The following is a 26,202-nucleotide window of genomic DNA, read 5'->3' as shown; positions in this document are numbered from 1 at the left end:
CCAAGACACATGAGTGATTTTCCGACAAAAGCCCGCGTGGTCATTATCGGTGGCGGTGTGGTGGGGGCTTCCTCGCTGTATCATCTGGCCAAGAAAGGCTGGACCGACTGCGTTCTGCTGGAAAAGAACGAACTGACCGCAGGCTCGACCTGGCATGCGGCCGGTAACGTTCCGACCTTTTCGACCTCGTGGGCGATTATGAACATGCAGCGCTATTCGACCGAGCTGTATTCGCGTCTGGGCGAAGAGGTCGACTATCCGATGAACTACCATGTTTCGGGGTCGATCCGTCTGGCGCACAGCAAAGAGCGGATGCAGGAGTTCCAGCGGGCCATGTCGATGGGCCGCTATCAGGGAATTCCGATGGAGATGTGGACGCCGGAGCAGGCCAAGGAACGTTACCCTTTCTTGGAAACTCATGATCTTGAGGGAGTCCTGTATGACCCGACCGACGGTGACATCGACCCGGCTCAGCTGACGCAGGCGCTGGCCAAGGGCGCGCGTGACATGGGCCAGAAGATCATCCGGTTCTGCCCTGCCACAGGCGTGAGCCAGCATGACAACGGCACCTGGACCGTCCATACCGAAAAGGGCGATATCGACTGCGACTATGTCGTCAACGCCGCCGGCTACTACGCGCAGCGTGTGGGTGAATGGTTCAAGCCTTATGGTGGTCGCACCGTGCCAGCGATGGTCATGAGCCACCAGTATCTACTGACTGACGAGATCCCCGAGGTCGAGGCCTGGTCGAAGGAAAACGGCGGCAAGCTGCCGCTGCTGCGCGACGTGGATATTTCCTACTACCTGCGGCAGGAGAAGCATGGCTTCAACCTTGGCCCCTACGAGCCCAACTGCAAGGGCCATTGGATGACCGAGGACGACCCGATGCCCGAGGACTTCAGCTTCCAGCTGTGGAACGACGATCTGGACCGGATCGAGGATATCGTCACCGACGCGATGGAACGGGTGCCGCTGATGGCGACCTCGGGCGTGGGGCGCGTGATCAACGGCCCGATCCCCTATGCGCCCGATGGCCTGCCGCTGATCGGCCCGATGCCCGGCGTCAAGAACGCGTTCGAGGCGCATACCTTCACCTTCGGCATCGCCCAGGGCGGCGGCGCGGGCAAGGTACTGGCCGAATGGATCGTGGATGGCGCCACCGAATGGGATATGTGGGCCGTCGATCCGCGCCGCTATACCGACTACACCGATCAGGACTACTGCAACCAGAAGGGCATGGAAGTCTACGGCAACGAATACGCCATGCACTTCCCGCATCACGAATGGCCCGCCGCACGTGATAAGAAGCTGTCGCCGGTGCATGCCAAGGTCAAGGAACTGGGCGGTGTCATGGGGGTCTACAACGGCTGGGAGCGCGCCAACTGGTTCGCGCAACCGGGCGATGACACCTCCGAGGAAAGCACCCACACCTGGGGCCGCTCGGGCCCGTGGGAGCAGCGGATCAAAGAGGAGTGCGAGGCCGTGCGTGACCATTGCGGCGTGCTCGACCTGCCGGGTTTCTCGCGGTTTGTCGTCAAGGGCGAAGGCGCGGCCGAGGCGCTGCGCGGGCTGGTCACCGGTGGCCTGCCCAAGGTGGGCCGGATCAACCTGGTCTACATCGCCGACGATCGCGGCCGCATCCTGACCGAGATGTCCTGCATGCGCCTGGGTGAGGATGACTTCGTGATGATCACCGCCGCCACCGCGCAATGGCATGACCGCGACATCCTTGTGAACGCGATGCCCGCGGGCGTCACCGTCGAGGACGTGACTACCACCCGCGACACGCTGATCGTGACCGGGCCGAAATCGCGCGAGATCCTGTCGGGCTTGACCGATGCCGACCTCTCGCTGGGCTGGCTGACCCATCAGGCGGCCACCGTGGCCGGACAGCCCGCCCACCTGATCCGCGTGTCCTTCGCCGGCGAACTGGGCTGGGAGGTGCATGCGCTCAACGAGCACATGCCCGCGATCTATGACGCGATCCTTGCCGCCGGGGCCAAGCCGTTTGGCATGTATGCGCTGAACAGCCTGCGCATCGAAAAGGGATACCGCGCGTGGAAGGGCGATCTGAGCACCGACTACTCGCTGCTGGAAGGTGGGCTGGAGCGCTTCATCAAGTTCGACAAGCCGCAGGACTTCCCGGGCAAGGCCGCGTTGCTGGCCGAAAAGCAGCGTGGAGTGAAGAAGTCTTTCGTTACGCTGGTCGTCGAGGCCGGTGACTGCGATGCGCCTTACATGTCCTGCATCTGGCAGGGCGATCAGATCGTGGGCGAGACCACATCGGGCGCCTGGGGCTATCGTGTCGGCAAGTCCGTCGCGCTGGGCATGATCAAGGCCGATCTGGCCAACCCGGGTACCGAGCTCGAGGTGGAAATCTACGGCGAAAAGTGTCGCGCCGTGGTACAGGAGGATCAGCCGCTGTGGGATCCCATAAACGAGCGGCTGCGCGCCTGACACAAGGAGGCCCATATGCGCCCGCGATATTCCAAGCAGGGACCCGGTGAGGGTCCTAACTATGACTGGGAGAGCGACCATACCTTCGTGAAGGTTTCCGGTCAGGACACGGGCGGGGCGTACACCCTGATGGAAGACAACTTGAAGGCCAGCTTCACGCTTGGCCTTCATCGCCACGACAGCCACGCCGAGACTTTCTATTTTCTCGAGGGCGCCGTGGATTTCTATGTCGACGGAGACTGGCACCTGTGCACGCCGGGCACCACCATGCATGTTCCGGCGGGTGTGCCGCATGCCTGCCGGGTTGCCGACAAAAAACCGGCACGGATGCTCATGATCTTTCAACCATCCGGGTTTGATGGTTTCCTTGCGGAACTGGCAACCATGACCCCGGCGGATTTCGAGGACGAGGCCAAGATGGCCGACCTGAATGCCCGATATGACATCGTGCCGATGGGACCGGTTCCGCCCCATCCCGACGACCAGACCTGAGAAGCCAGCGAAATGAATGCTCCAAAGACGATGTCCGGTGTCTATCTGACGGGTCACGGTGGCCCCGAAGTTCTGGAATGGCGAGATGATATCCCGGTTCCTGAACCCGGGGCAGGGCAAGTTCTGGTTCGGGTCGCCGCCGCAGGCGTGAACAACACGGATATCAACACACGGGTCGGTTGGTATTCCTCGGACGTCACCGGCGCGACGGATGCCGTTGATCAGAAGGTCGAAGCGGGCGGTTGGGGCGGTGCATTGCACTTTCCCCGCATTCAGGGCGGAGATCTTTGCGGCATCGTGGAACAGGTTGGGCCGGGTGTTGCCTTCAAACCGGGTCAGCGCGTGACTTGTCCGATAAACCTGCCGCGCCCGCGCCCGGGAAACCCGCAGGGCTTCATTGCGCTGGGTTCCGAAATCGACGGGGCTTTTGCGCTGTATTGTCTGGTTGAAGCCGATGATCTCTATGACGTCAGCGCCTCGCCCCTTTCGGATGTGGAAATCGCCGCCATTCCTTGCGCCTTTGGGACGGCGGAAAACCTGCTGACCCGCGCAGGCGTGACTGCCGGGCACAAGGTGCTGATCACCGGCGCCTCGGGTGGCGTCGGGCTGGCGGCGGTGCAACTGGCCGCCCTGCGCGGGGCGTCGGTTTGGGCTGTAACAGCGGGCACGAAAGCCGAGATCGTGAAATCCCAGGGGGCCGAGAATACGTTTGACCGGAACGACCCGCTTCCGCAGGATATGTTCGATGTGGTGATCGACGTTGTGGGTGGCCCGGCCTGGCCATCGCTGATCCTTTCCCTGAAATCCGGCGGGCACTATGCCGTTTCGGGGGCAATAGCAGGCCCGATTGTCGAAGCTGATCTGCGGGACATATATCTGCGCGACATCATCATACATGGGTGCACGCACCAGGCGCCCGAAGTCTTTGACCGTCTTGTTGAACTGGTGAATACCGGACGGATCAAGCCACTGGTTTCCCGGACCTATCCGTTGAAGGATATTGGTATTGCACAGGCTGATTTTCAGTCAAAGACTCTTCCGGGAAAACTGGTATTGGTGCCCTGAGGAGTAATGACATGGCGGATATCACTCTTTTGGACGGCTCTATCGGGCAGGAACTGGTAAAACGCAGTGGCGACCGGGCGACACCGCTGTGGTCGACGCGCGTGATGATCGATCACCCCGATTTGGTCGCGGAAGTGCACCGCGATTATTTCAGCCGGGGTGCGACGGTCGCGACAACCAATACTTATGCCGTCCATCGCTCTCGTCTGGTGCGGGTGGGGATGGAGGATCATATGCCTACCCTGATCGACACCGCCCTGACACAGGCCGTACGTGCCCGAACGGAAACCGGGGGGCGGATCGCGGGTGCACTGGGGCCATTGCTCGCTTCATATCGCCCCGACCTTAACCCGGACCCGGCGGATGCGGCTGAAAAGTTCGCCGAACTTGTGGCCATGATGGCCGCGCGGGTCGATCTGTTTTTGATCGAGACCGTCTCGTCGGTACAGGAAGCCGAGGGCGCATTGCGTGGCACGGCAGGATGCGGAAAACCGGTTTGGCTGTCCCTGTCGGTCAATGATGACGATGGCAGCCTTCTCAGGTCCGGCGAACCGTTGGCGGACATTGCTCTGCTGGTGGAGGAGTTTTCGCCCGATGCCGTGTTGATCAATTGTTCGTGCCCCGAGGCGATCCCGGCGGCGCTGGAAGTTCTGTCCGGCATGGGTCGGCCCTATGGGGCCTACGCCAATGGCTTCACGCATATTTCGGATGATTTCCTTCAGGATGCGCCGACCGTGGATGCGCTGCAAAAACGGCATGACCTTGGCCCCGGGGCTTATGCGGATCAGGTGATGCGGTGGATCGATCAGGGGGCAACGATTGTTGGCGGATGCTGCGAAATCGGGCCGGATCATATCGAAGAACTGGCGAACCGGTTGCGGGCCACCGGTCATAACATCGTTTGAAGAAAATGGCGGCAAAATCTACTTCGGACGCTCCAAAACAGGCCATCCGGCATTTCGACATCCTTGTCGCGCCGGGTTTCGTGCTGTTGGAGCTGGCGTCGTTGGTAGAGGTATTGAGGCTGGCCAACCGCGTATGCCCAAGCCCTCCGTTCACCTTCACCTATCGCTCGCTCAAAGGTGGCCCGATTGCCAGCAGCAGTGACGCCGTGGTTCAAACAGAAGCGGTGCCGTCACAGCCAAGGGCGGATTACCTGTTCGTAATCGGCAATTCAGACCCGGACCATCCGGATTTGTCGTTGGGGCGGGTGGTGTCGGACTATACCTTCCGGGACGCCAAGGTGTTCCTGCTGGCCGAAGCCGCCAGCCGCTATATCGACGAGCAGGGAACAGCCGACCTGGCAACCCATTGGGAAAACGCATCGTTCCTGCGGGAACGCGGCGCCCGGTTCGAAGCCAAACTGTCGATCGCAACCGAACAGGGCGCGGTTGTGACATGTGCCGGGATGGAGGCCACGACGGATATCGCCTTGGCGGTGATCGGGCGCCATATCTCGGGGCCTGCGAAGATGACCGTGGCCGACATCATGCTGCATGAGAATATCCGCGATTTCGCTTCGATGCAGCCATTCTCGGGCGCCAAATTGACGGCGACAGGCGATTCGAAGCTGGATCAGTGCATAAAGCTTATGCAGGCCAATATCGAAGACCCCCTGCCGATCAATCAGATCGTCGAATCGCTGCACCTGTCGAACCGGTCCCTCGAGCGTAAGTTCAAAACCTTTTTTGGAACCACTCCCAACGGATTCTACCGGGAAATGCGACTGGCCAAGGCAAATAACCTGTTGCTGAACACCACGATGAGCGTACGCGAAATTGGTTTGGCCTGTGGTTTTCCGAACGGGTTTTCGTCTGTTTACAAAAGCTTCTTCGGGGTCACGCCCTTTGTCGTACGTCGGCAAAAGCGAGCGGCATCACATCGGTGAAAACTGCGGATTTCGTGACGCTTTTGGTGCATTTGTTGTCGATCTTCCGTGGCAACCTATGCCAAACCTGACACAGCGGAGATTTCAGGATGGTTGATCTTCCCAGCAAGGCCCGAGCGGTCATCATCGGCGGTGGCGTCATCGGATGCTCGGTCGCTTATCATTTGACCAAGAAGGGTTGGAAAGACGTCGTGTTGCTTGAGCGAAAGCAGCTGACAAGTGGCACCACCTGGCATGCAGCGGGTCTGATCGCACAGCTGCGCGCCACCGCAAACATGACCAAGCTGGCGAAGTACAGTCAGGAGCTGTATGGCTCACTCGAAGAGGAAACCGGTGTCGCCACGGGCTTCAAGCGCTGCGGGTCGATCACCGTGGCGCTGACCGAAGAACGCAAAGAGGAAATCTATCGTCAGGCTGCGATGGCGCGGGCGTTTGGCGTCGAGGTCGAAGAAATCTCGAATGAGCGCGTGCAGGAACTGTATCCGCATATCAATCTCGAGGGCGTCAAGGGTGCAGTTTATCTGCCGCTGGACGGGCAGGGTGATCCGGCCAACATCGCGCTGGCTCTGGCCAAGGGCGCCCGCCAGCGTGGCGCCATCGTCAAGGAACGGGTAAAGGTCACCGAAATCGTCAAACAGGGCCGCAGCGTGACCGGCGTGGACTGGGTGGCCGATGACGGCAGCGCCTCGGGCCATATCGAGTGTGACATGGTGGTCAACTGCGCCGGCATGTGGGGGCACGAAGTTGGCCGAATGGCGGGCGTAAACGTCCCGCTGCACGCCTGCGAACATTTCTACATCGTGACCGAGAACATCGACGGCCTGACGCAGCTGCCGGTGCTGCGGGTGCCGGACGAATGCGCCTATTACAAAGAGGACGCCGGGAAAATCCTGCTGGGCGCTTTCGAGCCCAACGCCAAGCCCTGGGCGATGGAGGGCATCCCAGACAGTTTCGAGTTCGATCAGCTGCCCGAGGATTTCGACCATTTCGAACCGATCCTCGAGGCCGCCTGCAACCGCATGCCGATGCTGGCCGAGGCAGGCATTCACACCTTCTTCAACGGGCCCGAAAGCTTCACGCCCGACGACGCCTATCACCTTGGGCTCGCGCCCGAGATGGACAACGTCTGGGTCGCCGCCGGCTTCAACTCGATCGGGATCCAGTCGGCGGGCGGCGCGGGCATGGCGCTGGCCGAATGGATGGACACAGGTGAAAAACCCTTTGACCTGGGCGATGTGGACATCAGCCGGATGCAGCCCTTCCAGGGCAACAAGCAGTATCTTTTCGAACGGTCCAAGGAGACGCTGGGCCTGCTCTATGCCGACCACTACCCCTATCGCCAGAAAGCCACCGCGCGCGGCGTGCGCCGGACGCCATTCCACCACCACCTGAATGAACACGGTGCCGTGTTCGGTGAACTGGCCGGGTGGGAGCGCGCCAATTGGTTCGCCAACGAAGGGCAGGAACGCGAATACAACTACAGTTGGAAGCGTCAGAACTGGTTCGAGAACTCGGCCGCCGAACACCGCGCTGTGCGCGAAAACGTGGGCATGTACGACATGTCCTCGTTCGGCAAGATCCGGGTCGAGGGCCCCGATGCCGAGAAGTTCATGAACTATGTCGGTGGCGGCGACTATGCCGTGCCCAATGGCAAGATCGTCTACACGCAGTTTCTGAACCGTTCCGGCGGGATCGAGGCGGATGTCACCGTCACCCGCCTTTCCGAGACCGCCTATCTGGTGGTCACCCCGGCGGCGACGCGCCTGGCGGATCAGACCTGGATGATGCGTCGTTCGGGCAATTTCAACGTGGTCATCACCGACGTCACGGCGGGTGAAGGCGTTTTGGCGGTGATGGGTCCGAATGCGCGGGCCTTGCTGGAGAAAGTCTCGCCCAACGACTTCTCGAACGCGGCAAACCCCTTCGGCACCGCGCAGGAGATCGAGATCGGTATGGGCCTCGCCCGCGCCCACCGCGTCACCTATGTGGGTGAGCTGGGCTGGGAGATCTACGTCTCATCCGACATGGCGGGCCACGTCTTTGAAACGCTGCACGAGGCGGGGCAGGACATGGGGCTGAAGCTGTGCGGCATGCACATGATGGACAGCTGCCGGATCGAAAAGGGCTTCCGCCATTTCGGCCATGACATCACCTGCGAAGATCACGTGGTGGACGCCGGGCTGGGCTTTGCCGTCAAGGTGGACAAGGGCTGCGACTTCATCGGCCGCGAGGCGGTGATTGCGCGCAAGGAAAGCGGCCCGAAATCGCGCCTTGTGCAATTCCGCCTGACCGATCCCGAGCCGCTGCTGTTCCACAATGAACCGATCGTCCGCGATGGCGAGTATGTAGGCTATCTCAGCTCGGGCAACTATGGCCACACGCTGGGAGGTGCGATTGGCTTGGGTTACGTGCCGTGCGAGGGGGAGAAGGCCGCCGACGTTCTGGCCTCGAGTTACGAGATCGACGTGTGTGGCACGAAAGTTCGGGCCGAGGCGTCGCTCAAGCCGATGTATGACCCGAAATCCGAACGGGTGAAGGTGTGACCGCGGGTTTTGGTGGGGGCGCTGCCCCCGCCGCCTTCGGCGACTCCCCCGGGACATTTTCGGCCAGATGAAAAGCGGGTCCCTTGTTCATCTGGCCACAAATATCCCGGAGCGCGAGGCAGAGCCTCGCATTTCAGACCCCGCGTGAAAAGCGTGGTCTGACAACTCATCAAACATTGTTATGTGACACTTCACTGTTTTCAGAGTTTTCAACCCCCTCATTTCTGCCTTAAACCGAACCGGTATCAACCGGAGACCCGATGTGGCAGACACGCTTCTACCTTCACAGAACACGGACACACCAAAGGGGCTTGCGCTGGCAGTCACGGCCTATGTCCTGTGGGGGTTCTTGCCTCTGTACATGAAAGCACTGGATCATATGGGAGCGGTTGAGGTTGTAGCGCACCGTGTTATCTGGTCAGTGCCTGTGGCCGGGTTGTTGCTGGTTGTCCTGGGCCGAACCCGGGATCTGAAGGCCGCGCTTGGCAATCCGAAGATGTTGGGTATGGCCGCTTTGACAGCAGCGCTTATTTCCGTGAACTGGGCGATTTACGTATGGGCCATTTCCACGGGCAACGCACTGGATGCGGCGTTGGGTTATTACATCAACCCCCTATTCAGTATCGCGCTGGGGGCAATCCTGTTGAGGGAACCCCTGACACGGACACAATTGTTCGCGGTCGGATTGGCCGCGCTGGGTGTGGTAGTACTTGTGGTGGAAGCCGGTCGTTTGCCTTGGGCGGCTCTTGGGTTGATGATCAGTTGGGGATTCTACGCGTTCTTCAAGCGCTCGCTGCCGATTGGGCCGAACCAGGGTTTCCTGCTTGAGGTCCTGATCCTTTTGATTCCGGCACTGGTCTATGTCACCTTTCTGGGTGTGCGGGGCACTGGTCATTTCGGTGTCGCGATGTCGGACACCTTGTTGTTGTCCTGTGCAGGGGTCGTGACGGCGGTGCCGTTGCTGGTCTATGCAAACGGCGCCAAACTGGTGCGCCTGTCCACGATGGGCATCCTGCAATACATCGCACCGACCATGATCTTCATTACAGCGATAACCCTGTTCGGCGAGAAGATAGACACGGGCCGGATGATCGCATTCCCACTGATCTGGGCGGCTCTGGTCGTTTACTCGATCCCTATGATCCGGCAGGCGCGCGGTCAGGCCTGAAGCAACAGGCGCGCGGCTGCATCCGCCCAAAGCGCATACGCCCGGGGGCTGGGATGATAGCCATCCGGTGCAGCCAATGCCGGATAGTCCGGCAGGTCGAGTGGCAGGTGTTGAACATGCGGGAATGCAGCCGCAACCTCTTGCAACCCTTGATCCAGGCGCGCAGCCTGGCATCCAAGCACCCAGGCCAGCGGCTGAGGCAGGGCCGGAAACCTGTTCATCTGCGGGACTGCGGTTGCGACGATGCGACGAGCCCCCAGGTTTTCTGAAAGCAAGCGGATAAGGCGGGTCTGGCGGCGCGCAAATTGCTGGCGTGTCACAGCCCGGGTGACATCATTGACTCCGAGTGCCGTAACGACAGCATCGAATTCGCCTTCCATTTGCGAAAGACGCTCGATCGTGTCCTGGGTGGTGTGCCCGGTTGTCGCTTCCAGCCGCCATTCGACCGCATAGTGCCCGGCCAGACGGTTGACCAGATGGCCGGATAACGCCTGATCCTGCGTGCCTGCGCCCACTCCGGCTGCCGAACTGTCACCGGTGATCAGAAGCCGCAGACGCGGCCCGCGCCCTGTGCGGCCTTCGCGCGGGCCAGTCGGTTCCGGCAGCAACTGCGCGTTCCTGCGTACCGATAGGCCCTGCGCGGCAAGCACCGGAAGCAAGGGAACCCGCAAAATCTGATCGGCAGCCAGTGAACGAGGCATTGTCAGCTCAGCGCGTTTTTGAATTCCAGAAAACGAGCGTCTGTCATGACCCGCGCCATCATGGCATCGCGCAAGGCACCTACCGTTTTGTAGGGGCGCATGACGACCTCGAAAACCTGGATCAACCCATCGTCGTTCAACGTAACAAGATCCACGCCGATACCATCCAGATCACCGACTTTGCATTGAAACTCCAATGCCCAGTCTTTCCCGTCGCCCATGGCGCGCCGATAACGAAAATCTGAAAACACCTGCCCGACATGCCCCAGAACGGCAGCGACCGGTGCGCGCCCTGTCCAGGTGCTGTAGTATGTGGGCGGCAGGAACTGCACATCTTCGGCCAGGAGTTGATGGATCAAGGCCTCATCGCCCTTTGCGACAACCTCTTGCATGCGTTCAATTGTCGGGTGCATGGCATCTCCTCCGCTTTTGGAGAGAAGGTCACCGAACATGGGCGGGCATGCAAGGACGACGTTGCGGGAGGTCACGAGCTGGGATAGGCACCCTGCATGAGCGACACCTATGATCCCCCTCAAACCCCGCTGGATGTGTTGCATGAAGATGCACAGCTGATCGTGGTGAACAAACCATCGGGCCTGCTTTCGGTTCCGGGGCGGGGCGCCCATCTGTCAGATTGTCTGTTGACCCGGGTGCAGGATGTATTTCCACAAGCACTGCTGGTGCATCGGCTGGACCGGGACACGTCCGGTGTCATGGTCTTTGCCCAGACGCCGCACGCGCAGCGCAACCTGAGCATGCAATTCGAGCAGCGTCAGACCCGCAAAACTTATATCGCCCGTGTCTGGGGGCAGCTGGAACCCAAGACCGGCACCGTGGACTTGCCTCTGATCGTGGACTGGCCCAACCGGCCCAGACAGATGGTTTGCCATGCGACGGGCAAACCTGCCGTGACGGACTGGCGTGTCGTGAAGACCGAAGGCGATACGACGCGTGTGCGTCTGTTTCCCAAAACGGGCCGGTCTCATCAACTTCGCGTTCATATGCAGGCGCTGGGCCACCCGATCCTGGGCGATCCATTCTATGCGACGGGCGATGCGCTGGACTTCCCCAGATTGATGCTGCATTCAGAAGAACTGCGCCTGAAACACCCGGAAGGTGGGGTTTCGATGAAGTTTCGGGCCCGGCCCGAGTTCTGATCTCAGGCCGTGCTGGTCCAGAGCATCTTCAGATTCCCCAGCGAAAAACGTCTGGATCGTTTCTTTGAAACGGGCTGCTTGCACTGCCGGGCCATGGCGATTTCGCGCTCGATCTCGAAGGCGCGCAGGGTATGGTCCTGAGACCATTGCCCCAGCCTGAGTGTCATCATGACATGGGTGTCGAGGTAAGGCATTTTTCGTGCTCCTTCTTTCGATGCCATTCCAATCTGGCCCATCACTCCTGACACCCTCTTGTCAGTGGGGTGTGCTAGGGTGTCAGCATGTTGACAGGAGGATGCAATGCGCCGTTCGACCCGATTGTTTGAAATCATCCAGATCCTGCGGGCTGCGGGCGCTCCGGTCACGGCAGAGGCGCTGGCCGCAAGGTTGGAGGTGTCCGTGCGCACGGTCTATCGGGATATTGCCGAGTTGCAGGCGCAACGGACGCCTATCGAAGGTGAGGCCGGTATCGGGTACGTGATGCGGCGCGGCTATGATCTGCCGCCGCTCAATTTCGATGCAGAAGAGGTTGAAGCCTTGTGGGTTGGCCTGTCTCTTCTTGCGCGTACCGGCGACAGTCACCTGCAAAGGGCCGCCAGCCGGATATGCCAGAAGATCGACGCATTGCATTGCCCAGCGGATTGGTTGCAGGTTGCCCCATGGGGTGCCCCGGCGGATGATCCAAACAAGGGTTGCGTTTCGATCGCGCATTACCGCGAAGCCATCAGGGCAGAGCGGAAAATCCGTATCACCTATGAAGATGGCGAAGGCGAACGCACGGTTCGGGTCGTGCGCCCTGTGGCGCTGATCTATCACATCGAATGCACGATGCTGGCTGGCTGGTGCGAATTGCGCAACGGGTTTCGCCATTTCCGCACCGACCGTATCTGGTCCAGTGAATGCACCGAAGATAGCTTTTCAGGACAAAGCGGGTCATTGCGCGAGCTCTGGCAGGAGCAACAGAATGCAGAAACGTTCGTTGAAGCGGTTTGAATACGTGTTTGGCGGGTATTCGCCGACTTCACCGCATTGTTGCTTGAGCCGCCAAGCCTGCCCAGTGATATACTGCGGAAAACGAAGCACGCCCGAATAACGGGTGCTGGAGCAGAAGGTGATATCATGACGATTTCCAAGTTTTTCGTGGCCACAGGTTTGTGTTCAGCCCTTGTGTTGGCGGCCTGTACCGACCCGGGCACGCTGACAGTACAAGACGACCCGAACCAGAACGCCAAACAGGGCGCCGTTCTGGGTGGGCTGGTCGGCGCTGGAATCGGGGCGATTGCCAATAATTCGAACCCCGGTCTGGGCGCATTGGCCGGTGCTGCAATCGGTGCTGCCGGGGGCGGCGTGATCGGCAATCAACTGGACAAGCAGGCTGCGGAGCTGCGTCAACAGCTGGCAAATGACGGAATTACAATCGTCAACGCAGGCGATCGCCTGATTGTGACTGTTCCGAATGACATCACCTTTGACACCGACAGTTCGACCGTGCGCCCGGCGTTGCGGTCTGATCTGGTGAAAGTGGGCCAGAACCTGGTCAACTACCCGAATTCGAACGTGCAGATCATCGGGCACACTGACAGCGACGGCGACGCAACCTACAATCAGGGCCTGTCAGAGCGTCGCGCGAATGCCGTGGCCGATATCCTTCAGGCCAATGGTGTCAGCTATAACCGCATTCGCACGATCGGGCAGGGCGAAAACAACCCTGTCGCGTCCAACCTGACGCCCGAAGGAAAATCGCAAAACCGGCGTGTCGAGATTGTCGTGGTGCCCAGCGGAAACGCGTAACCACTGCGCGGCATGAACAGCGGGGCCGCCCAATGGGCGGCTCGGATTGCGCAATGACTGTGCGTCAAATGGGGTTTGGATCGGGGTGATCTCGGTCTAACTTGCGGGAAACACAGAAACGGAGCTTTCCCGATGTCCCAACCGACCCTTCTTGGCCTGTCCGGTTCTCTGCGCCAGAACGCGACCAACCGTAAGCTTCTGCGCGAGGCGGCACGGTTGTTCGATCCGGCAAGCTTTGTCGAAGCGGATTTGAACCTGCCCCTCTACGATGGTGATCTGGAAGACGGAGAAGGGATTCCCGAGGCGGTTCATACGCTGGCCAATCAGATCGCACGAGCCGATGCGGTGATCATTTCGACACCTGAGTACAACAAGGGTCCATCAGGCGTTCTGAAGAACGCGCTGGACTGGATCAGCCGAACGCAAGGCAATCCATGGGCCGACAAACCGGTTGCGGTCATGTCGGCGGCCGCTGGTCGTGCAGGCGGGGAACGGGCGCAGATGATCCTGCGGGCCTGTATGGTTCCATTTCAGCCGCGCATCCTTCAGGGGCCCGAAATCCATCTGGCGAACAGTTCGAACGAATTCGACGATCAGGGAAAGCTGCGTTCGGACCGGTACGAAAAGTCTTTGCATGACTTGATGCAGAAACTCCGGGCCGAGGCCGGTTTCTGATCGCGGGTCAGGCAAATGACGCAAGAGCGACAGACCGATCTCTTGGATCCGGCCCGCGCGACCGCATTTCAGGTGGCGCTGGGCGGTGTGCCGTCGATCGCCAGTGGTTCGGAATTGCCGCCCTTCTTCCATCAGCTTTATTTCTGGACCCCGCAACCGGCCGCCGAATTGGGTCGGGATGGGCATCCCAAGGTTGGGGGCCTGATCCCGGATATGGGATTGCCGCGCAGAATGTGGGCCGGCGGGCGGTTGACCTTTCACGTTCCTCTAATCGCAGGGATCACCGCCGAAAAGAAATCGGTTCTTGAAAGTCAAAGAGCCAAGGTGGGGCGGTCCGGCCCGTTGGGCTTTGTCACTTTGCGTCACGAGATCTGGCAGAACGGTCAGTTGCGCGTGACAGAGTGGCAGGATCTCGTTTATCGCGAAGATCCTGCGCCGGATGCTGAAATGCCCCAACCGCCCAGAGCGCGCACCGATGAGACCGATTGCCGCGAAGTCGGGTTCGATTCAACGTTGTTGTTTCGATACTCGGCCCTGACCTTCAATGGCCACCGTATTCACTATGATCTGGACTATGCGCGCGATGTCGAAGGATATGGCGGGCTGGTCGTGCACGGGCCGCTTCTGGCGCAGCTTCTGATGCTTTTCGCGGTTGACCTGATCGGTCCGCTCGCCTCGTTTTCGTTCCGCGCGACTTCGCCATTGATGCATTTCGAAACTGCCCAGTTGTGCCGGAGGGGTGAAAACGTGTGGGTGCGCGGCCCTGGCGGGCGGCAATGCATGCAAGCCGTCGTGCAGTCACAATGAGGCTTCGGGCCGGAACTCATCAGGGATCGTATCCCGATCTTCAAGCATAAGATCGGCCATGACCTCGGCGATTTTGGGGGCCATGCCGAAACCGATTTTGAACCCGCCATTGGCGATGAACTGCCCCTGATGCAGGGGATGGGCGCCCAACATCGGCGCACGGCTTTTGCTGCGCGGGCGCACACCGGCCCAGCGTTCGATCACCTCGGCCCCGTGCAACAGGGGCAGGACGCGCGTGGCGCGGTCTATCACGTCGTCCAGAGCTTCGTCCGTGCTGGTCGGGTCCTCATAATTCCGTTCCGAGGTCGATCCGATCGCAAGTGTTCCGTCTGCATGCGGGACAATGTGAATCGCGTCGGCGAATAGTTGCGGCACTTCCCCCGCGTCGAAGCGCAACAGGGCGGCCTGCCCTTTGACACCATTTCCGACGGTCTTGCCGTAGGCGTCGTTCAGTTCCTGCAATCCTGCAAGGCCCGTGGCGTGGATGACCTGCCCCTTGTCCTCGGCTTCACTGACAATGTGAACGCCCATGACCTCCAGGGCTGCGACCAGCGCGGCACAGGCCCGCCGGGGGTGCATTCGTGCCGTCAACGTATCGCGAATGACAAAGCCTGTGGGGCTGGGTGGGCACCAAGAACCCGCTTGGGTCGTGGTGATGACGCACCATTCCGCGCGGCCTTGCCAAAGCTCATCTGCGGTGCCTTCGCGCTGGCGGGCCAGTTCCAGACCACGCGCGTCCGGGATCGGCTGAAGGCGGCCCAGTCGGCCATAGCCGGGTGAAACCCCGCCGGTGTCTTCGATCTGTCGCCAGAACGGTTCAGCCATAATCAGACTGTCGAACTGAAATGCTTTCTTGGCGTTCCAGTTTTCCGGTACGTGCGGGGCCAATGCGCCGACCAGACCTCCGCTGGACCCGGCGCCGGGACCGGACGGATCGACGACCTGCACTTTCGCACCGCGGCGCGCACAAATCCAGGCGATGGACAGGCCGAAAATTCCTGCGCCGCGAACCGTCACATCGACCATTGCCAATTCCCTTTTCCTTGTTCAGTGTCGCGCCGCTTAGCTACAGGATTCCCCAATGGCAGACCAGCGCGCCGAATTGACGTGGACCGAAGATCAGATACCGGTCTCGGACCGCTTCGACGACCCATATTACTCGTTGCAGAACGGGCTGGAAGAGACGCGCCATGTGTTTCTGGCGGGAAATGACTTGCCTGCACGGTTTGCGCCGGGATTTCACATTGCCGAGTTGGGTTTTGGCACCGGCCTGAACCTGCTGGCCGCCTGGTCAGAATGGGAGGCATCCGGCCAGAAAGGGCCATTGCGCTTTACCAGTTTCGAAGCCTTTCCCATGGCGCCGGAAGACATGCAGCGCGCGCTTGGGGCCTTTCCTGAATTGCATCCGTGGAGCAGCCGGTTTCTGGCGCATTGGACAGGACGCACATGTGTGTTGGATTCGCTTCGGTTTGAGGTGGTGATCGGCGATGCACGCAAGGCATTGCCGAACTGGGACGGAACGGCCGATGCCTGGTTTCTCGACGGGTTTTCACCAGCCAAGAACCCCGAACTGTGGGGCGCGGACCTGATGCAGGACGTGGCAAGCCACACTGTCACGGGCGGTACCGCGGCCACCTATACGGCCGCAGGTTTTGTGCGCCGGGGACTTGAGAGTGCAGGTTTCAACGTAACCCGCACGCCCGGCTATGGTCGCAAGCGGCACATGACACGGGCACACAAAGCATGACCCAGAAGAACAATGTCGGCGCGGGCATCGCTTTGATGGTGGGCGCGACAATTGTCTTTGCCTTGCAGGACGGTATCTCGCGCCATCTGGCCGGAACCTACAACACCTACATGGTGGTCATGATCCGCTATTGGTTCTTTGCGGCTTTTGTTATCGCTCTGGCCGCGCGGGCCCCCGGTGGGCTGAAGGCGGCCACAAAGACAAATCAGTTGGGTTTGCAGATCCTGCGGGGCTTGTTGCTGGCGGCCGAGATCTGCATCGCGGTCTTTGGCTTTACGGTCCTTGGCCTGATCGACAGTATGGCGGTTTTCATCTGTTATCCTTTGCTTGTCGCCGCGCTGAGCGGGCCGGTGCTGGGCGAAAAGGTCGGATGGCGGCGATGGGCTGCGATCGGTGTCGGCTGCATCGGCGTTCTGATCATCCTGCAACCGGGCGCCGGGGTCTTCAACCCGTGGGCTGTCATACCTTTGATTTCTGCATTGCTGTTTGCGATCTATGGTCTTTTGACGCGATATGTCGCCCGTCAGGACAGCGCGGCGACCAGCTTTTTCTGGACCGGTGTCGCCGGGGCCGTGGCGATGACCGTGTTTGGCATGTGGTTCTGGGAGCCGATGGCGCGCAGCGACTGGCTCTGGATGGCGCTGCTTTGTGTCAGTGGGGTGTTCGGGCACTGGCTGCTGATCAAGTGTTATGAGATGGCCGAAGCCAGTGCGGTTCAACCCTTTGCATATTTCCACCTGGTTTGGAGCGCGATCCTGGGTATTTCGATCTTTGGCGAAACGTTGCGCCCCGAAGTCGTGGCGGGCGCAACCATCGTCGTAGCCGCAGGTTTGTTCACCTTATGGCGCGAACGCCGCCAGAGATGATCCGATCAGCTCCTGCGAGAACGGAATCGGAAGGGCGGGTTGCCCCAGGCGGGCACGGTAGACCGGCAGGCTTTCGGTCACGCGCATCACGTAGTTCCGCGTTTCGCTGAACGGGATCGTCTCGATCCAGTCGACGATATCGACCTCGCCTGTGCGTGGATCACCATAGCGTTCCATCCACGAGATCGGGCGCCTTGGCCCCGCATTGTACCCCGCCGCCATCATCACAACGTTGCCGTTGAAATCGGCCGCCAGACCAGAAAGATAGTTGGCCCCAAGCTTTGCGTTGTATTGCCAGTCCGTGGTCAAACGTCCCGTCTGATGGCCGCTGAGAATGCCCAGCTCGCCCGCAACCAACTTGGCCGTGGCGGGCATTACCTGCATCAGGCCGCGCGCGCCCGCACCGCTTACGACAACCGGGTCGAACTCGCTTTCGCGGCGCGCGATGGCCAATGTCATTTCCTTGGCCATCGGCAATCGCATATCTGCCACCGGATGGACCGGGTAATAGGCTGCGGGTAAAACGGTTCCCGTGGTCGCCGCCCGCTTGGCGATCATCACGGCCAGATGCGGCTGTTTCAGTTCGATAACCAGGTCGCCCAATTGATTGGCCTGCACTGGATCAAGGCTTTCGACCAGATGGGTCAGGAACCGCTCGGACAGGTTTGCTTCTCCGGCTTTCAACAACAGCAATCCGGCCTCCAAAACGCTGGAATCGGCAAACTCCGCCTGCCGCCAATGCGGCGCGCGACGCGGATTGGCCAGTTCCGCATCAAACGGTCGTCCGATCCGTTCTGCGGCCAACAGACCGTAGAATGAGGTCTGGTAATCGGCCCCCATTGCATAGGCGTCATACGCCTTGTCCGCGTCACCCAATGCCGCGTAAGCGCGCCCAAGCCAATAGCCACCACGGCCTTTCGAGATCGGAGATTTCACGGCGTCCGAAAAGTTCTGGAAGTGGCGAACGGCGGTGGCAGGATCGTTCAGTTTGCGAAGCGCCAGAAAACCGGCCAGCCATTCAAGATCGGCATAGCCGTAACCCATTTCGGGGGTCATGTGATGATTGGCGGCCACGTCATATGCGCGCGCCGCACGGCCCGATCGCATCTCAAGCCGTGCAAGACGGCGCCGTCCCTCGGCCCATTTGTCAGGCTCACCCAGGGCGTCAGGCCCGGTAGAGCGTGCCAGCATCAGATCGACGGCGCTGTCATCCAGTTCTTTCTTGTCGCGCCAGACAAAACGATCGAAGGCCAGCCCGGGCGCATCCGCCAGAGACTTGGGAACTGCTGCCACCTTGGTGTCCACACCGGGTTGGCGTTTCTGCAATGCTATGCGCGCTTCGGCCAGTTTGCGTTCGTCCGGACCGACCAAAGGCAACATCTGTCCGGCGCTTACAAGATGACCGTCCCAAAGCATTCTGTCCAGCCGCGCCGCGTGATGCGGTTTCAGAAGTTTGGCAAAGTTCTCCAGATAGCTTTTTTGCAGACCCGAACCCATTGGCATGGTGCGCCAAGCGGTCACAATGTCGGCCTCCGCTTCTCCGATGCGTCCCTTGGCTTTCAGGGCGACGGCATAGTTCAACGCGCCCTCTGCCGTCTGAGGCGGCATGTCGGCATAGAATTTCAGAACCCTGTCTGGATCGGCACCGGTGAAAACAGGCTCGCTCTTGCGGCGCAGCCATGCCAGCCCGGGCCAGTCCGGGCGACGTTCGAGAAACACCAACACGTCGCCAGAGCTGCCGAAGCCCTCGCGCAGCCAGTGCCAGACAATGATATCGCGCGATACAGAACCTCGCTGGCCGGATACGCGCAACGCTGCGTTCCAGTCGCCTTTGCGCATTTCGTTAAGTCCAGCGCGCAAATCAGCAGCAGCATCTGCCCGTGCTGAATGCGTCGCAGTCACCGAATACAGAATCACAGCAGTCAACAGTGCCAGAAAGCGTGTCATCCCTTGCATTTCCCAACCAACCGAGGATAGAGCCTGTGAGGATAAACCGTGCGTCGCCGGGATCAACTCACAAAGCTGGAAACGTGAGGAACCGCGGCGTAAAAACTGCAAAATGCACCTTGAAGGAGCGTGTCATGTTCAAAGGCTCGATGCCAGCCCTCGTCACCCCGTTCAACAACGGCGAGTTGGACCTGAAAACGCTCAAACATCTGGTGGACTGGCAGATATCCGAAGGCTCGACCGGGCTGGTGCCTGTGGGAACAACCGGTGAAAGCCCGACGCTCAGCCACGAAGAGCATGAAACGGTGATCGAAGAGGTTGTTAAAACCGCTGCGGGCCGCGTTCCTGTCATTGCCGGTGCCGGGTCGAACAACACGGTCGAAGCTGTCCGCTTCGTTCAGTTCGCGGAAAAAGTCGGAGCGGATGCGGCACTGGTCGTCACGCCGTATTACAACAAACCAACTCAGCGCGGCCTGATCGCGCATTTCCAGGCGCTGCATGCGGCCGCGGATATCCCGATTATCATCTACAACATTCCGGGCCGCTCAGTCATTGACATGACACCTGCCACGATGGGTGAACTGGCCAAGCTTCCTCGCATCGTCGGGGTCAAGGATGCAACGGGCGATCTGGCCCGTGTCAGCCAGCAGCGTGCAACTTGCGGCGCGGATTTCTGCCAATTGTCCGGCGAAGACGCCACGGCCCTTGGGTTTAACGCCCATGGTGGTGTTGGCTGCATCTCGGTCACCGCAAACGTGGCCCCCAAGCTCTGCGCCGAATTCCAGCAGGCCACGCTGGCCGGAGATTATGCAAAAGCGTTGGAGTATCAGGACAAGCTGATGCCGCTGCATGAGGCGATCTTCATCGAGCCGGGCCTTGTCGGTGCCAAATATGCACTCAGCAAACTGGGCCTTTGCAGCACCGAAGTGCGTTCACCCCTGACCGAGCTGGAAGACAGCACCAAGGATGCAATCGAGGCCGCAATGGCCCATGCCGGCCTGATCTGACTGGTATTTCAGAATACGACGAAGGGCGGCCTCAAACCTTGAGCGCCGCCCTTTCTTTTTGATGTATCCAGACTTCATCTGGCCAAAAAATATCCCGGGGGAGTCGCGGCTTGCCGCGGCGGGGGCAGAGCCCCCTCAGCGTTTGCCGTAATACAGCCCCACGACATGTTCGGCCTGCGCAAAGAACAGCCAGCGCGACGTTGCAACACCTGCCAGATGCGAGGCCACGGCCAGCAGGGCGAAGACGTGATTGAACGGCAGCAGCAACAGCAGAACCGGCAGCACGAATGCCAGAACGAACGAGATCAGCCGCAGTTTTTCGGCGTGTTTGCGCCCGACCACGTGAACGAATTCTCGCAGCAGATAATTGGTGCCGGTATGGGGCGGCTCAAAGGCGCGGACGGATCCGCGTGCGCCAAGCCCGGTGGCTGTTCCCAGATCCGTTCCCGATAACGCAAACGCCTGATCCCCCTTGCGCCAGTACAGTATCTGCACCAGCGCCGCGATCAGCAGCAGCGGCAGAGCTGCGCTTGTCTGACCTGCCAGCAATGCACCACCGGCCAGGCTGAAGCTGAGAAACATGGCAGGTGTCAGGTTCATGTTCCAGCGTGGGATGGTCTTGAGCTGCGTGTAGATCATCGAGGTCGTGAACACTGTGGCCAGCGACAACCCTGCGCCGATCCAGCCCAGAAAACCCCAGCGTTGGTCCAGAAACACCACGCCAATCGCATAGAGCCCCATGATGACCAGCGCGAGGACGGCACACCAACCTTCACGGCTGAGCCAGCTGGTTTTCCATTGAGTGAACGCCTTCAAGGCCCGTTCCGGATGGCCCAGGTGGAAGGTCGAAGCCAAAAGCCCGCCGACGGCCAGACCATAGGCAATGGCGAAGAACACAAAAGCCACCCAACCCGAGACAGCCGGAAACCCCAGGCCAAGAAAGAACAGCAGTCCAAATCCCAGACCGGACAGGGTGGTGAACAGAATGACGGAGGGTGCGGGATGCATCAGAGTTTCTCCAACGTCTTGTCGAGCCAGCCGAGGAACCCTTTGGGCTCGTCAGCGATGGGTGCCAGCAGGGGGGCCAGTATGTCGATCTGGTCTTCCACGGTGTCCTTGGGGCGCGGGGGCAGGTATTTGTTGACGGGTTTGGTGCCCATTTCCGGCATCAGGTCCATGCCGCCCCGTTCTGCAACCAGCTGGCTGACATCGCTGTCAGGGTCGCCCAGATCGCCAAAGTGCCTTGCGCCCGCAGGGCAGGTGCGAACACAGGAGGGGATACGGTCGACCTCGGGAAGGTTTTCGTTGTAGATGCGGTCCACGCACAGTGTGCATTTCTTCATCACGCCCTCGGCCACATCCAGTTCCCGCGCACCGTAAGGGCAGGACCAGGCGCACAGGCCGCATCCGATGCAATCGCTTTCATTGACCAGGACGATGCCATCCTCGACCCGTTTGTAGCTGGCGCCGGTGGGGCAAACGGTAACACAGGGCGCGTCTTCGCAATGCAGGCAGGATTTCGGGAAGTGGATCAGCTGGGCATGCCCGTCGGCAGGTTGCACTTCGTAGGAATGCACGCGGTTGAGAAAGGTGCCCGAAGGGTTTGCACCATAGGCGTCCTGATCCGAAAGAGGGGCCCCGTAATTTTCCGTGTTCCAGCCTTTGCAGGAAATAACGCAGGCGTGGCAGCCGACACAGGTGTCCAGGTCGATGACCAGGCCCATCTTGCGGTCAGTGGAGTTTGGTAGCTGGGTCATGTCAGGGAACCTCTGCTGTTGAGGGCAGGTGAGGGGGCCAGCCCCCTCTTGAGCCTGCGGCTCAATTCACCCCCGGGATATTTTTGGCCAGATGAAGTGCGGATCCGGGTCATTTGCCCACCTTCCAGGCCAGGTTCTCAGGGCCGGTTCCGACAGGAGATTTGATCGGGTCGAAATTCGGCTGGCTTTGCGCATCGGCAGGTGCGTCGGCTTTTTCGATTTTGACCTTCAGGTCGAACCATGCCGCCTGACCAGTGATCGGGTCCGAGTTGGCCCAGCGCATTCCATCATTTTTGGACGGCAGCAATTCGTGAATCAGGTGATTGAGCAGGAAACCTTTGGTCGCTTCTGGCGCGTCGTCCTGCAAGGCCCAGGCGCCCTTGCGTTTGCCGATGGCGTTCCAAGTCCAGACCGTGTTGTCATTCAGCGCGGCCATCTCCATCACCGGCACGGTGATCTCACCGTGGGGGGAGCTGACTTTTGCCCAGTCGCCGTCTTGCAGGTTGTGTTCTCGCATCAGTTTGGTCGGAACATACAGCGGGTTTTGCCCGTGCAACTGGCGCAGCCACGCGTTCTGGGTGCCCCAACTGTGATACATGGCCATTGGGCGCTGGGTCAGCGCGTTGACGGTGAAGCCTTCATTGCCCTGCTGGTCGGTTTCGTACCAGATCGGCAGCGGATCCATGGTGTCCTTGATGCGCTGGCGCAGGTGCTCGGGCGGCTGGCGGTCACCGTGACCTTCAGCAGCCAGCTGGAACCGGCGCATCGGTTCGGAATAGAGCTGGAACAGATAGGGCTGAGGGCTGTCATAGATGCCCATCCCGACGGCCCAGTCCTGATAGGCGGTGTTCCACGGTTTGTAGTAATCCGCGCCTTCCGGGATATGCGCCACATAAAATCCGCCGTTTTCGATATACCGATTCAGCTGATCCGGATTGACCTCTCCGCGGCCTTCCTTGTCGCCGTCTGGACCCCGGAAACCGGCCAGCGGGCCGATGCCAGGGCGTCGTTCGTGGTTTACGATGTAATCCGCGTAGTCTTTCCACTTTGGGCTGCCGTCTTCATTCGTGAAACCCGGCAGGCTCATGCGGTTGGCCAGCTCGATCAGAACCGACTGGAAACCACGCACGTCACGGTCGGGTTCGACCACTGGCCAGCGAATGGCGTCTGCTGCGGCGTCGGCCTCGCAGATCGGGCGATCCAGCAGCGAGATACAGTCGTGCCGCTCGAGATAGGTGGTGTCGGGCAGGATCAGGTCGGCATAAGCCACCATTTCCGAAGAATAGGCGTCGGAGTAAATGATGCGCGGGATGACGTAATTGCCGTCATCGGTCTTGGCCGTCAGCATCTCCATCACACCTTTGGTGTTCATGGAGGAGTTCCACGACATATTCGCCATGTACATGAACAGGGTGTCGATCTTGTAGGGATCACCAGCCGCAGCGTTCGAAATCACCATGTGCATCAACCCGTGCACGGACATCGGGTTTTCCCAGGTGAATGCCTTGTCAATGCGTTGCGGCGTGCCGCAGTCGTCCAGCAGCAGGTCTTCGGGACCACGTGGAAAGCCCAGATGCGGGCCGTTCAGCGGACGTCCCGGACGCCTGTCGCCATGAGGCGTCGGGTGTGCTTCGACTGGTTTGGGATAGGGTGGCTTGAAGCGGAAACCGCCCGGTACCTCGACTGTTCCCAGCATGATCTGCAGCACATGCAGTGCGCGGCAGGTCTGGAATCCGTTGGCATGGGCTGATACGCCCCGCATGGAATGGAAGCTGACGGGTCGACCAATCATCTTCGAGTGCTTTTCACCCCGAAAATCAACCCATTCCTGATTCAGTTCGATCGCTTCGTCAAAAGCGACCCTGGCGATTTCAGCGGCAATGGCCCGGATACGTTTGGCGGGGATGCCGCAGCGATCGGCCACCGCCTCGGGCGCGTGTTCGTCGCTGAGGTATTTTTCGGCCATCAGGTGGAAAACGGGGCGGTGCGTCACACCGTCCTTGTCATAGGTCGCCGACAGGTCCGGGCGCACGCCGGGCTTGTCGAATGCGGTTGGCTCGCCCGTCTTGCGATCAATAACCAGCGGCTTGCCGTCCTCGTCGCGCAGGAACAGGCCCTTTTCCGCACCCTCGCTTGCGTTCACCAGAACCGGCGCATTGGTATAGCGGCTCAGGTAATCCAGATCGATCTTGCCGGCTTTCATCAGAACGTGGATCAGCGACAAAATGAACAGCCCGTCTGTTCCGGGTGTGATGCCGACCCAGTCATCGGCAACAGCGTTATAGCCCGACCGGATCGGATTCACCCCGATCACCCGTGCGCCGCGCGCCTTGATCTTGCCGATCCCCATTTTTATCGGGTTGCTGTCATGATCCTCGGCGACGCCGAACAGCATGAACAGTTTGGTGTGATCCCAGTCGGGTTGTCCAAACTCCCAAAACGCGCCACCCATCGTGTAAATGCCACCGGCCGCCATATTGACCGAGCAGAAGCCGCCGTGGGCTGCGTAGTTCGGAGTGCCGAAATTCTGGGCCCAGAAACTGGTGAAGCTCTGGCTCTGGTCGCGGCCAGTGAAAAAGGCCAGCTTCTGCGGTGCGGTTTCATGCAGTTCGTTTAGCCAGCCCACGGCAGTGCTGAGCGCCTCGTCCCACTCGATTTCGCGAAATTCACCCGAGCCACGTGGGCCGACACGCTTCAGCGGTTTGCGCAGGCGAGAGGGGGCGTTGACCTGCATGATCCCGGCAGAGCCCTTGGCGCACAAAACCCCCTTGTTGACCGGATGGTCCCGGTTTCCTTCGATATAGGCAACCTTGCCATCTTTCATGTGAACGTTGATGCCGCAGCGGCAGGCGCACATATAACAGGTGGTTTTGCGGACCTCGTCCGAAACTTTCGGAGACGTTTCAAGGATCGGCTGCTGATGGGTCATTGGCGGGTCCTGTCGGTTGTGTCGGGAGGACTTTGTCACTTTCCTTCCGATTTGAGAACATCGTTCTGGAAACGACGCGAGTTCTGAGTTTTATTCCCTGATAGCTTGCAGTGCCGTCACGGCGATCATCTGGGTCACATCTTCGGCGCTGCATCCGCGGGAAAGATCGTTGGCGGGTCGGGCCAGCCCCTGCAAAACCGGGCCGATCGCGGCGTAACCCCCCAGTCGTTGCGTGATCTTGTAGCCGATATTGCCCGCGTCGAGATTGGGAAATATCATCACGTTGGCCTGACCAGCGACCGAAGATCCGGGCGATTTGCGATCCCCGACCGAGGGCACGAAGGCCGCGTCGAACTGAAGCTCGCCGTCGACCTCGAGATCCGGGGAACTTTGGCGCAGTGTTTCAGTGGCCTCGATCACCTTATCTACGTCGGGATGCTTTGCGCTGCCCTTTGTCGAAAAGCTGAGCATGGCGATCTTGGGGTCTACCCGCAGCAGTGCCCGCGCCGATCTGGCCGAGGCGATGGCAATTTTGCTCAACTCGTCAGCGCTGGGATCGATGACCAGGCCGCAGTCCGAATAGAGCATTGCCCGCGCTCCGGGCTGAGCGATTTCCGGCGGGTACATCAGGAAAAAAGACGATACCATTCCGGCATCAGGGGCCATGCCGATCACCTGAATGGCCGCGCGTACAATGTCTCCGGTCGTGTGAACGGCACCACCTACGGTTCCAGTGGCCCGCCCGCTGCGTACCAGCATGGCGGCATAGACAGGCGGTGTTTCAACGGTGGCACGGGCTTTGGCCGGATCGACGCCCTTGTGTTGGCGCAGTTCAAAATAGGTTTGGGCAAATTCCTCGGTCAGGTCCGAGGTTGCCGGGTCGTGAACCATGACGCCGTCAGAGCGAGCGGCATTCTGGTTCTTGAGGGCGGCTTCGACCTCGGCTTGTGGACCGACCAGAATGACATCGGCCAGTCCGGCCTGGTGGGCGGCCAGCGCCCCCGCAACGACGCGGGGATCACTGCCTTCGCATAAAGAAATCACAGGGTGCGAGGCCGGGGCGTTCTGACGCAACAGTTCAATTGGTGTCATTGTCATACGCTCTGGCCTCGTCCTTTGATCAAGCTTCCTGAGCTTTCATGTCGTCGGCCGAGATTCCTGCGACGGCGACGGGTTTTTTCATTGCGTCGCGGCGGAAGGGTTCG

Annotated in this window: 24 protein-coding genes; 15 read left to right on the top strand and 9 right to left on the bottom strand. The window is 60.2% G+C overall.

The window, feature by feature from the left end:
* Positions 1 to 9: 9 nt before the first annotated feature.
* The 7 genes from GOW31_RS18810 (at position 10) to rarD (ending at position 9,613) form a co-directional block, all read left to right on the top strand.
* Entirely contained in the window at positions 10 to 2,457 is a 2,448-nt protein-coding gene (locus tag GOW31_RS18810) for an FAD-dependent oxidoreductase (RefSeq protein WP_171172221.1), read from the top strand.
* Between the two features lie 15 nt (positions 2,458 to 2,472).
* Entirely contained in the window at positions 2,473 to 2,949 is a 477-nt protein-coding gene (locus tag GOW31_RS18805) for a cupin domain-containing protein (RefSeq protein WP_171172219.1), read from the top strand.
* 12 nt (positions 2,950 to 2,961) lie between these two features.
* A complete protein-coding gene (locus tag GOW31_RS18800) occupies positions 2,962 to 4,014 on the top strand; it encodes an alcohol dehydrogenase family protein (protein ID WP_171172218.1) in 1,053 nt (350 codons plus the stop codon).
* A gap of 11 nt (positions 4,015 to 4,025) precedes the next feature.
* The gene (locus GOW31_RS18795) at positions 4,026 to 4,919 is read left to right on the top strand and encodes a homocysteine S-methyltransferase family protein (RefSeq protein WP_171172216.1); all 894 of its coding nucleotides are present in this window, start codon (positions 4,026 to 4,028) and stop codon (positions 4,917 to 4,919) included.
* A gap of 5 nt (positions 4,920 to 4,924) precedes the next feature.
* Positions 4,925 to 5,902: a GlxA family transcriptional regulator gene (locus tag GOW31_RS18790; RefSeq protein ID WP_152459236.1), complete on the top strand. Its 978-nt coding sequence runs from the start codon at positions 4,925 to 4,927 to the stop codon at positions 5,900 to 5,902.
* A gap of 89 nt (positions 5,903 to 5,991) precedes the next feature.
* Entirely contained in the window at positions 5,992 to 8,445 is a 2,454-nt protein-coding gene (locus GOW31_RS18785) for an FAD-dependent oxidoreductase (protein WP_171172214.1), read from the top strand.
* Positions 8,446 to 8,707: 262 nt separating this feature from the next.
* Positions 8,708 to 9,613, top strand: a complete 906-nt coding sequence (gene rarD / locus GOW31_RS18780; protein ID WP_171119891.1) for an EamA family transporter RarD — start codon at positions 8,708 to 8,710, stop codon at positions 9,611 to 9,613.
* Here rarD and GOW31_RS18775 read toward each other — a convergent pair.
* Both GOW31_RS18775 and GOW31_RS18770 read right to left on the bottom strand, forming a co-directional pair.
* Positions 9,604 to 10,314 (bottom strand): SGNH/GDSL hydrolase family protein, encoded by a 711-nt coding sequence (locus GOW31_RS18775; RefSeq protein WP_171172211.1) that lies wholly within the window; start codon positions 10,312 to 10,314, stop codon positions 9,604 to 9,606. The two genes, rarD and GOW31_RS18775, sit on opposite strands and share 10 nt — an antisense overlap.
* Before the next feature lie 2 nt (positions 10,315 to 10,316).
* A complete protein-coding gene (locus tag GOW31_RS18770; protein WP_171172209.1) occupies positions 10,317 to 10,727 on the bottom strand; it encodes a nuclear transport factor 2 family protein in 411 nt (136 codons plus the stop codon).
* A gap of 96 nt (positions 10,728 to 10,823) precedes the next feature.
* Here GOW31_RS18770 and GOW31_RS18765 point away from each other — a divergent pair, with 96 nt between their 5' ends.
* Positions 10,824 to 11,471 (top strand): RluA family pseudouridine synthase, encoded by a 648-nt coding sequence (locus GOW31_RS18765; RefSeq protein WP_171172207.1) that lies wholly within the window; start codon positions 10,824 to 10,826, stop codon positions 11,469 to 11,471.
* A 2-nt stretch (positions 11,472 to 11,473) separates the two neighbouring features.
* Here GOW31_RS18765 and GOW31_RS18760 read toward each other — a convergent pair whose 3' ends face one another.
* A complete protein-coding gene (locus tag GOW31_RS18760) occupies positions 11,474 to 11,665 on the bottom strand; it encodes a hypothetical protein (RefSeq protein ID WP_170345624.1) in 192 nt (63 codons plus the stop codon).
* A gap of 106 nt (positions 11,666 to 11,771) precedes the next feature.
* Here GOW31_RS18760 and GOW31_RS18755 point away from each other — a divergent pair, with 106 nt between their 5' ends.
* From GOW31_RS18755 to GOW31_RS18740, 4 genes are all read left to right on the top strand, one after another.
* Complete coding sequence (locus GOW31_RS18755) at positions 11,772 to 12,464, top strand: YafY family protein (protein WP_171119887.1); 693 nt, start codon at positions 11,772 to 11,774, stop codon at positions 12,462 to 12,464.
* 126 nt (positions 12,465 to 12,590) lie between these two features.
* A complete protein-coding gene (locus tag GOW31_RS18750; RefSeq protein WP_152459228.1) occupies positions 12,591 to 13,262 on the top strand; it encodes an OmpA family protein in 672 nt (223 codons plus the stop codon).
* A gap of 132 nt (positions 13,263 to 13,394) precedes the next feature.
* Positions 13,395 to 13,937: an NADPH-dependent FMN reductase gene (locus GOW31_RS18745; RefSeq protein WP_171172206.1), complete on the top strand. Its 543-nt coding sequence runs from the start codon at positions 13,395 to 13,397 to the stop codon at positions 13,935 to 13,937.
* A 15-nt stretch (positions 13,938 to 13,952) separates the two neighbouring features.
* Positions 13,953 to 14,744 (top strand): acyl dehydratase, encoded by a 792-nt coding sequence (locus tag GOW31_RS18740; protein WP_171172205.1) that lies wholly within the window; start codon positions 13,953 to 13,955, stop codon positions 14,742 to 14,744.
* Here GOW31_RS18740 and GOW31_RS18735 read toward each other — a convergent pair.
* Entirely contained in the window at positions 14,736 to 15,770 is a 1,035-nt protein-coding gene (locus tag GOW31_RS18735) for an FAD-binding oxidoreductase (protein WP_171172204.1), read from the bottom strand. The genes GOW31_RS18740 and GOW31_RS18735 overlap by 9 nt on opposite strands.
* Before the next feature lie 55 nt (positions 15,771 to 15,825).
* Here GOW31_RS18735 and mnmD point away from each other — a divergent pair, with 55 nt between their 5' ends.
* Both mnmD and GOW31_RS18725 read left to right on the top strand, forming a co-directional pair.
* On the top strand, positions 15,826 to 16,491 hold the full coding sequence (mnmD, locus tag GOW31_RS18730) for a tRNA (5-methylaminomethyl-2-thiouridine)(34)-methyltransferase MnmD (RefSeq protein ID WP_171119882.1): 666 nt from the start codon (positions 15,826 to 15,828) through the stop codon (positions 16,489 to 16,491).
* Positions 16,488 to 17,357 carry a DMT family transporter gene (locus tag GOW31_RS18725; protein ID WP_171119881.1) on the top strand — a complete coding sequence of 290 codons (870 nt, stop codon included), beginning with the start codon at positions 16,488 to 16,490 and terminating at the stop codon, positions 17,355 to 17,357. Before mnmD ends, GOW31_RS18725 begins: the two co-directional genes overlap by 4 nt.
* Here the strand turns inward: GOW31_RS18725 and GOW31_RS18720 are convergent.
* Positions 17,331 to 19,304: a lytic transglycosylase domain-containing protein gene (locus GOW31_RS18720; RefSeq protein ID WP_171172203.1), complete on the bottom strand. Its 1,974-nt coding sequence runs from the start codon at positions 19,302 to 19,304 to the stop codon at positions 17,331 to 17,333. The genes GOW31_RS18725 and GOW31_RS18720 overlap by 27 nt on opposite strands.
* Positions 19,305 to 19,438: 134 nt before the next feature.
* Here GOW31_RS18720 and dapA point away from each other — a divergent pair, with 134 nt between their 5' ends.
* On the top strand, positions 19,439 to 20,311 hold the full coding sequence (gene dapA, locus GOW31_RS18715; protein ID WP_171172202.1) for a 4-hydroxy-tetrahydrodipicolinate synthase: 873 nt from the start codon (positions 19,439 to 19,441) through the stop codon (positions 20,309 to 20,311).
* Positions 20,312 to 20,446: 135 nt separating this feature from the next.
* On the opposite strand, the gene GOW31_RS18710 is transcribed toward dapA, so the two are convergent.
* The 4 genes from GOW31_RS18710 to pta form a co-directional block, all read right to left on the bottom strand.
* Positions 20,447 to 21,319, bottom strand: a complete 873-nt coding sequence (locus tag GOW31_RS18710) for a DmsC/YnfH family molybdoenzyme membrane anchor subunit (protein ID WP_152459220.1) — start codon at positions 21,317 to 21,319, stop codon at positions 20,447 to 20,449.
* Positions 21,319 to 22,068, bottom strand: coding sequence for a 4Fe-4S dicluster domain-containing protein (locus tag GOW31_RS18705; protein WP_171172200.1), 750 nt, complete (start codon positions 22,066 to 22,068; stop codon positions 21,319 to 21,321). The genes GOW31_RS18710 and GOW31_RS18705 overlap by 1 nt, the downstream gene beginning before the upstream one ends.
* Before the next feature lie 109 nt (positions 22,069 to 22,177).
* Positions 22,178 to 24,997 (bottom strand): molybdopterin oxidoreductase family protein, encoded by a 2,820-nt coding sequence (locus GOW31_RS18700; protein WP_171172199.1) that lies wholly within the window; start codon positions 24,995 to 24,997, stop codon positions 22,178 to 22,180.
* 90 nt (positions 24,998 to 25,087) lie between these two features.
* Complete coding sequence (gene pta / locus GOW31_RS18695; RefSeq protein WP_171172198.1) at positions 25,088 to 26,095, bottom strand: phosphate acetyltransferase; 1,008 nt, start codon at positions 26,093 to 26,095, stop codon at positions 25,088 to 25,090.
* Positions 26,096 to 26,202: the final 107 nt, after the last annotated feature.

The organism is Ruegeria sp. HKCCA0370, from assembly GCF_013033705.1.
Classification (GTDB): Bacteria; Pseudomonadota; Alphaproteobacteria; order Rhodobacterales; family Rhodobacteraceae; genus Ruegeria.
This window is presented reverse-complemented; position numbering and strand designations above follow the sequence as displayed.

Bases quoted from the DNA above. Each gene is read 5' to 3' on its own strand.
- GOW31_RS18750 (WP_152459228.1), top strand. From the start codon at position 12,591: ATGACGATTTCCAAGTTTTTCGTGGCCACAGGTTTGTGTTCAGCCCTT.
- GOW31_RS18710 (WP_152459220.1), bottom strand. From the start codon at position 21,319: ATGCATCCCGCACCCTCCGTCATTCTGTTCACCACCCTGTCCGGTCTG.
- GOW31_RS18745 (WP_171172206.1), top strand. From the start codon at position 13,395: ATGTCCCAACCGACCCTTCTTGGCCTGTCCGGTTCTCTGCGCCAGAAC.
- GOW31_RS18705 (WP_171172200.1), bottom strand. From the start codon at position 22,068: ATGACCCAGCTACCAAACTCCACTGACCGCAAGATGGGCCTGGTCATC.
- GOW31_RS18795 (WP_171172216.1), top strand. From the start codon at position 4,026: ATGGCGGATATCACTCTTTTGGACGGCTCTATCGGGCAGGAACTGGTA.
- GOW31_RS18785 (WP_171172214.1), top strand. From the start codon at position 5,992: ATGGTTGATCTTCCCAGCAAGGCCCGAGCGGTCATCATCGGCGGTGGC.
- GOW31_RS18760 (WP_170345624.1), bottom strand. From the start codon at position 11,665: ATGCCTTACCTCGACACCCATGTCATGATGACACTCAGGCTGGGGCAA.
- GOW31_RS18700 (WP_171172199.1), bottom strand. From the start codon at position 24,997: ATGACCCATCAGCAGCCGATCCTTGAAACGTCTCCGAAAGTTTCGGAC.
- pta (WP_171172198.1), bottom strand. From the start codon at position 26,095: ATGACAATGACACCAATTGAACTGTTGCGTCAGAACGCCCCGGCCTCG.
- GOW31_RS18720 (WP_171172203.1), bottom strand. From the start codon at position 19,304: ATGACACGCTTTCTGGCACTGTTGACTGCTGTGATTCTGTATTCGGTG.
- GOW31_RS18755 (WP_171119887.1), top strand. From the start codon at position 11,772: ATGCGCCGTTCGACCCGATTGTTTGAAATCATCCAGATCCTGCGGGCT.
- GOW31_RS18725 (WP_171119881.1), top strand. From the start codon at position 16,488: ATGACCCAGAAGAACAATGTCGGCGCGGGCATCGCTTTGATGGTGGGC.
- GOW31_RS18775 (WP_171172211.1), bottom strand. From the start codon at position 10,314: ATGCCTCGTTCACTGGCTGCCGATCAGATTTTGCGGGTTCCCTTGCTT.
- GOW31_RS18735 (WP_171172204.1), bottom strand. From the start codon at position 15,770: ATGGTCGATGTGACGGTTCGCGGCGCAGGAATTTTCGGCCTGTCCATC.
- GOW31_RS18790 (WP_152459236.1), top strand. From the start codon at position 4,925: ATGGCGGCAAAATCTACTTCGGACGCTCCAAAACAGGCCATCCGGCAT.
- dapA (WP_171172202.1), top strand. From the start codon at position 19,439: ATGTTCAAAGGCTCGATGCCAGCCCTCGTCACCCCGTTCAACAACGGC.
- GOW31_RS18770 (WP_171172209.1), bottom strand. From the start codon at position 10,727: ATGCACCCGACAATTGAACGCATGCAAGAGGTTGTCGCAAAGGGCGAT.
- GOW31_RS18800 (WP_171172218.1), top strand. From the start codon at position 2,962: ATGAATGCTCCAAAGACGATGTCCGGTGTCTATCTGACGGGTCACGGT.
- GOW31_RS18765 (WP_171172207.1), top strand. From the start codon at position 10,824: ATGAGCGACACCTATGATCCCCCTCAAACCCCGCTGGATGTGTTGCAT.
- GOW31_RS18740 (WP_171172205.1), top strand. From the start codon at position 13,953: ATGACGCAAGAGCGACAGACCGATCTCTTGGATCCGGCCCGCGCGACC.
- mnmD (WP_171119882.1), top strand. From the start codon at position 15,826: ATGGCAGACCAGCGCGCCGAATTGACGTGGACCGAAGATCAGATACCG.
- GOW31_RS18805 (WP_171172219.1), top strand. From the start codon at position 2,473: ATGCGCCCGCGATATTCCAAGCAGGGACCCGGTGAGGGTCCTAACTAT.
- GOW31_RS18810 (WP_171172221.1), top strand. From the start codon at position 10: ATGAGTGATTTTCCGACAAAAGCCCGCGTGGTCATTATCGGTGGCGGT.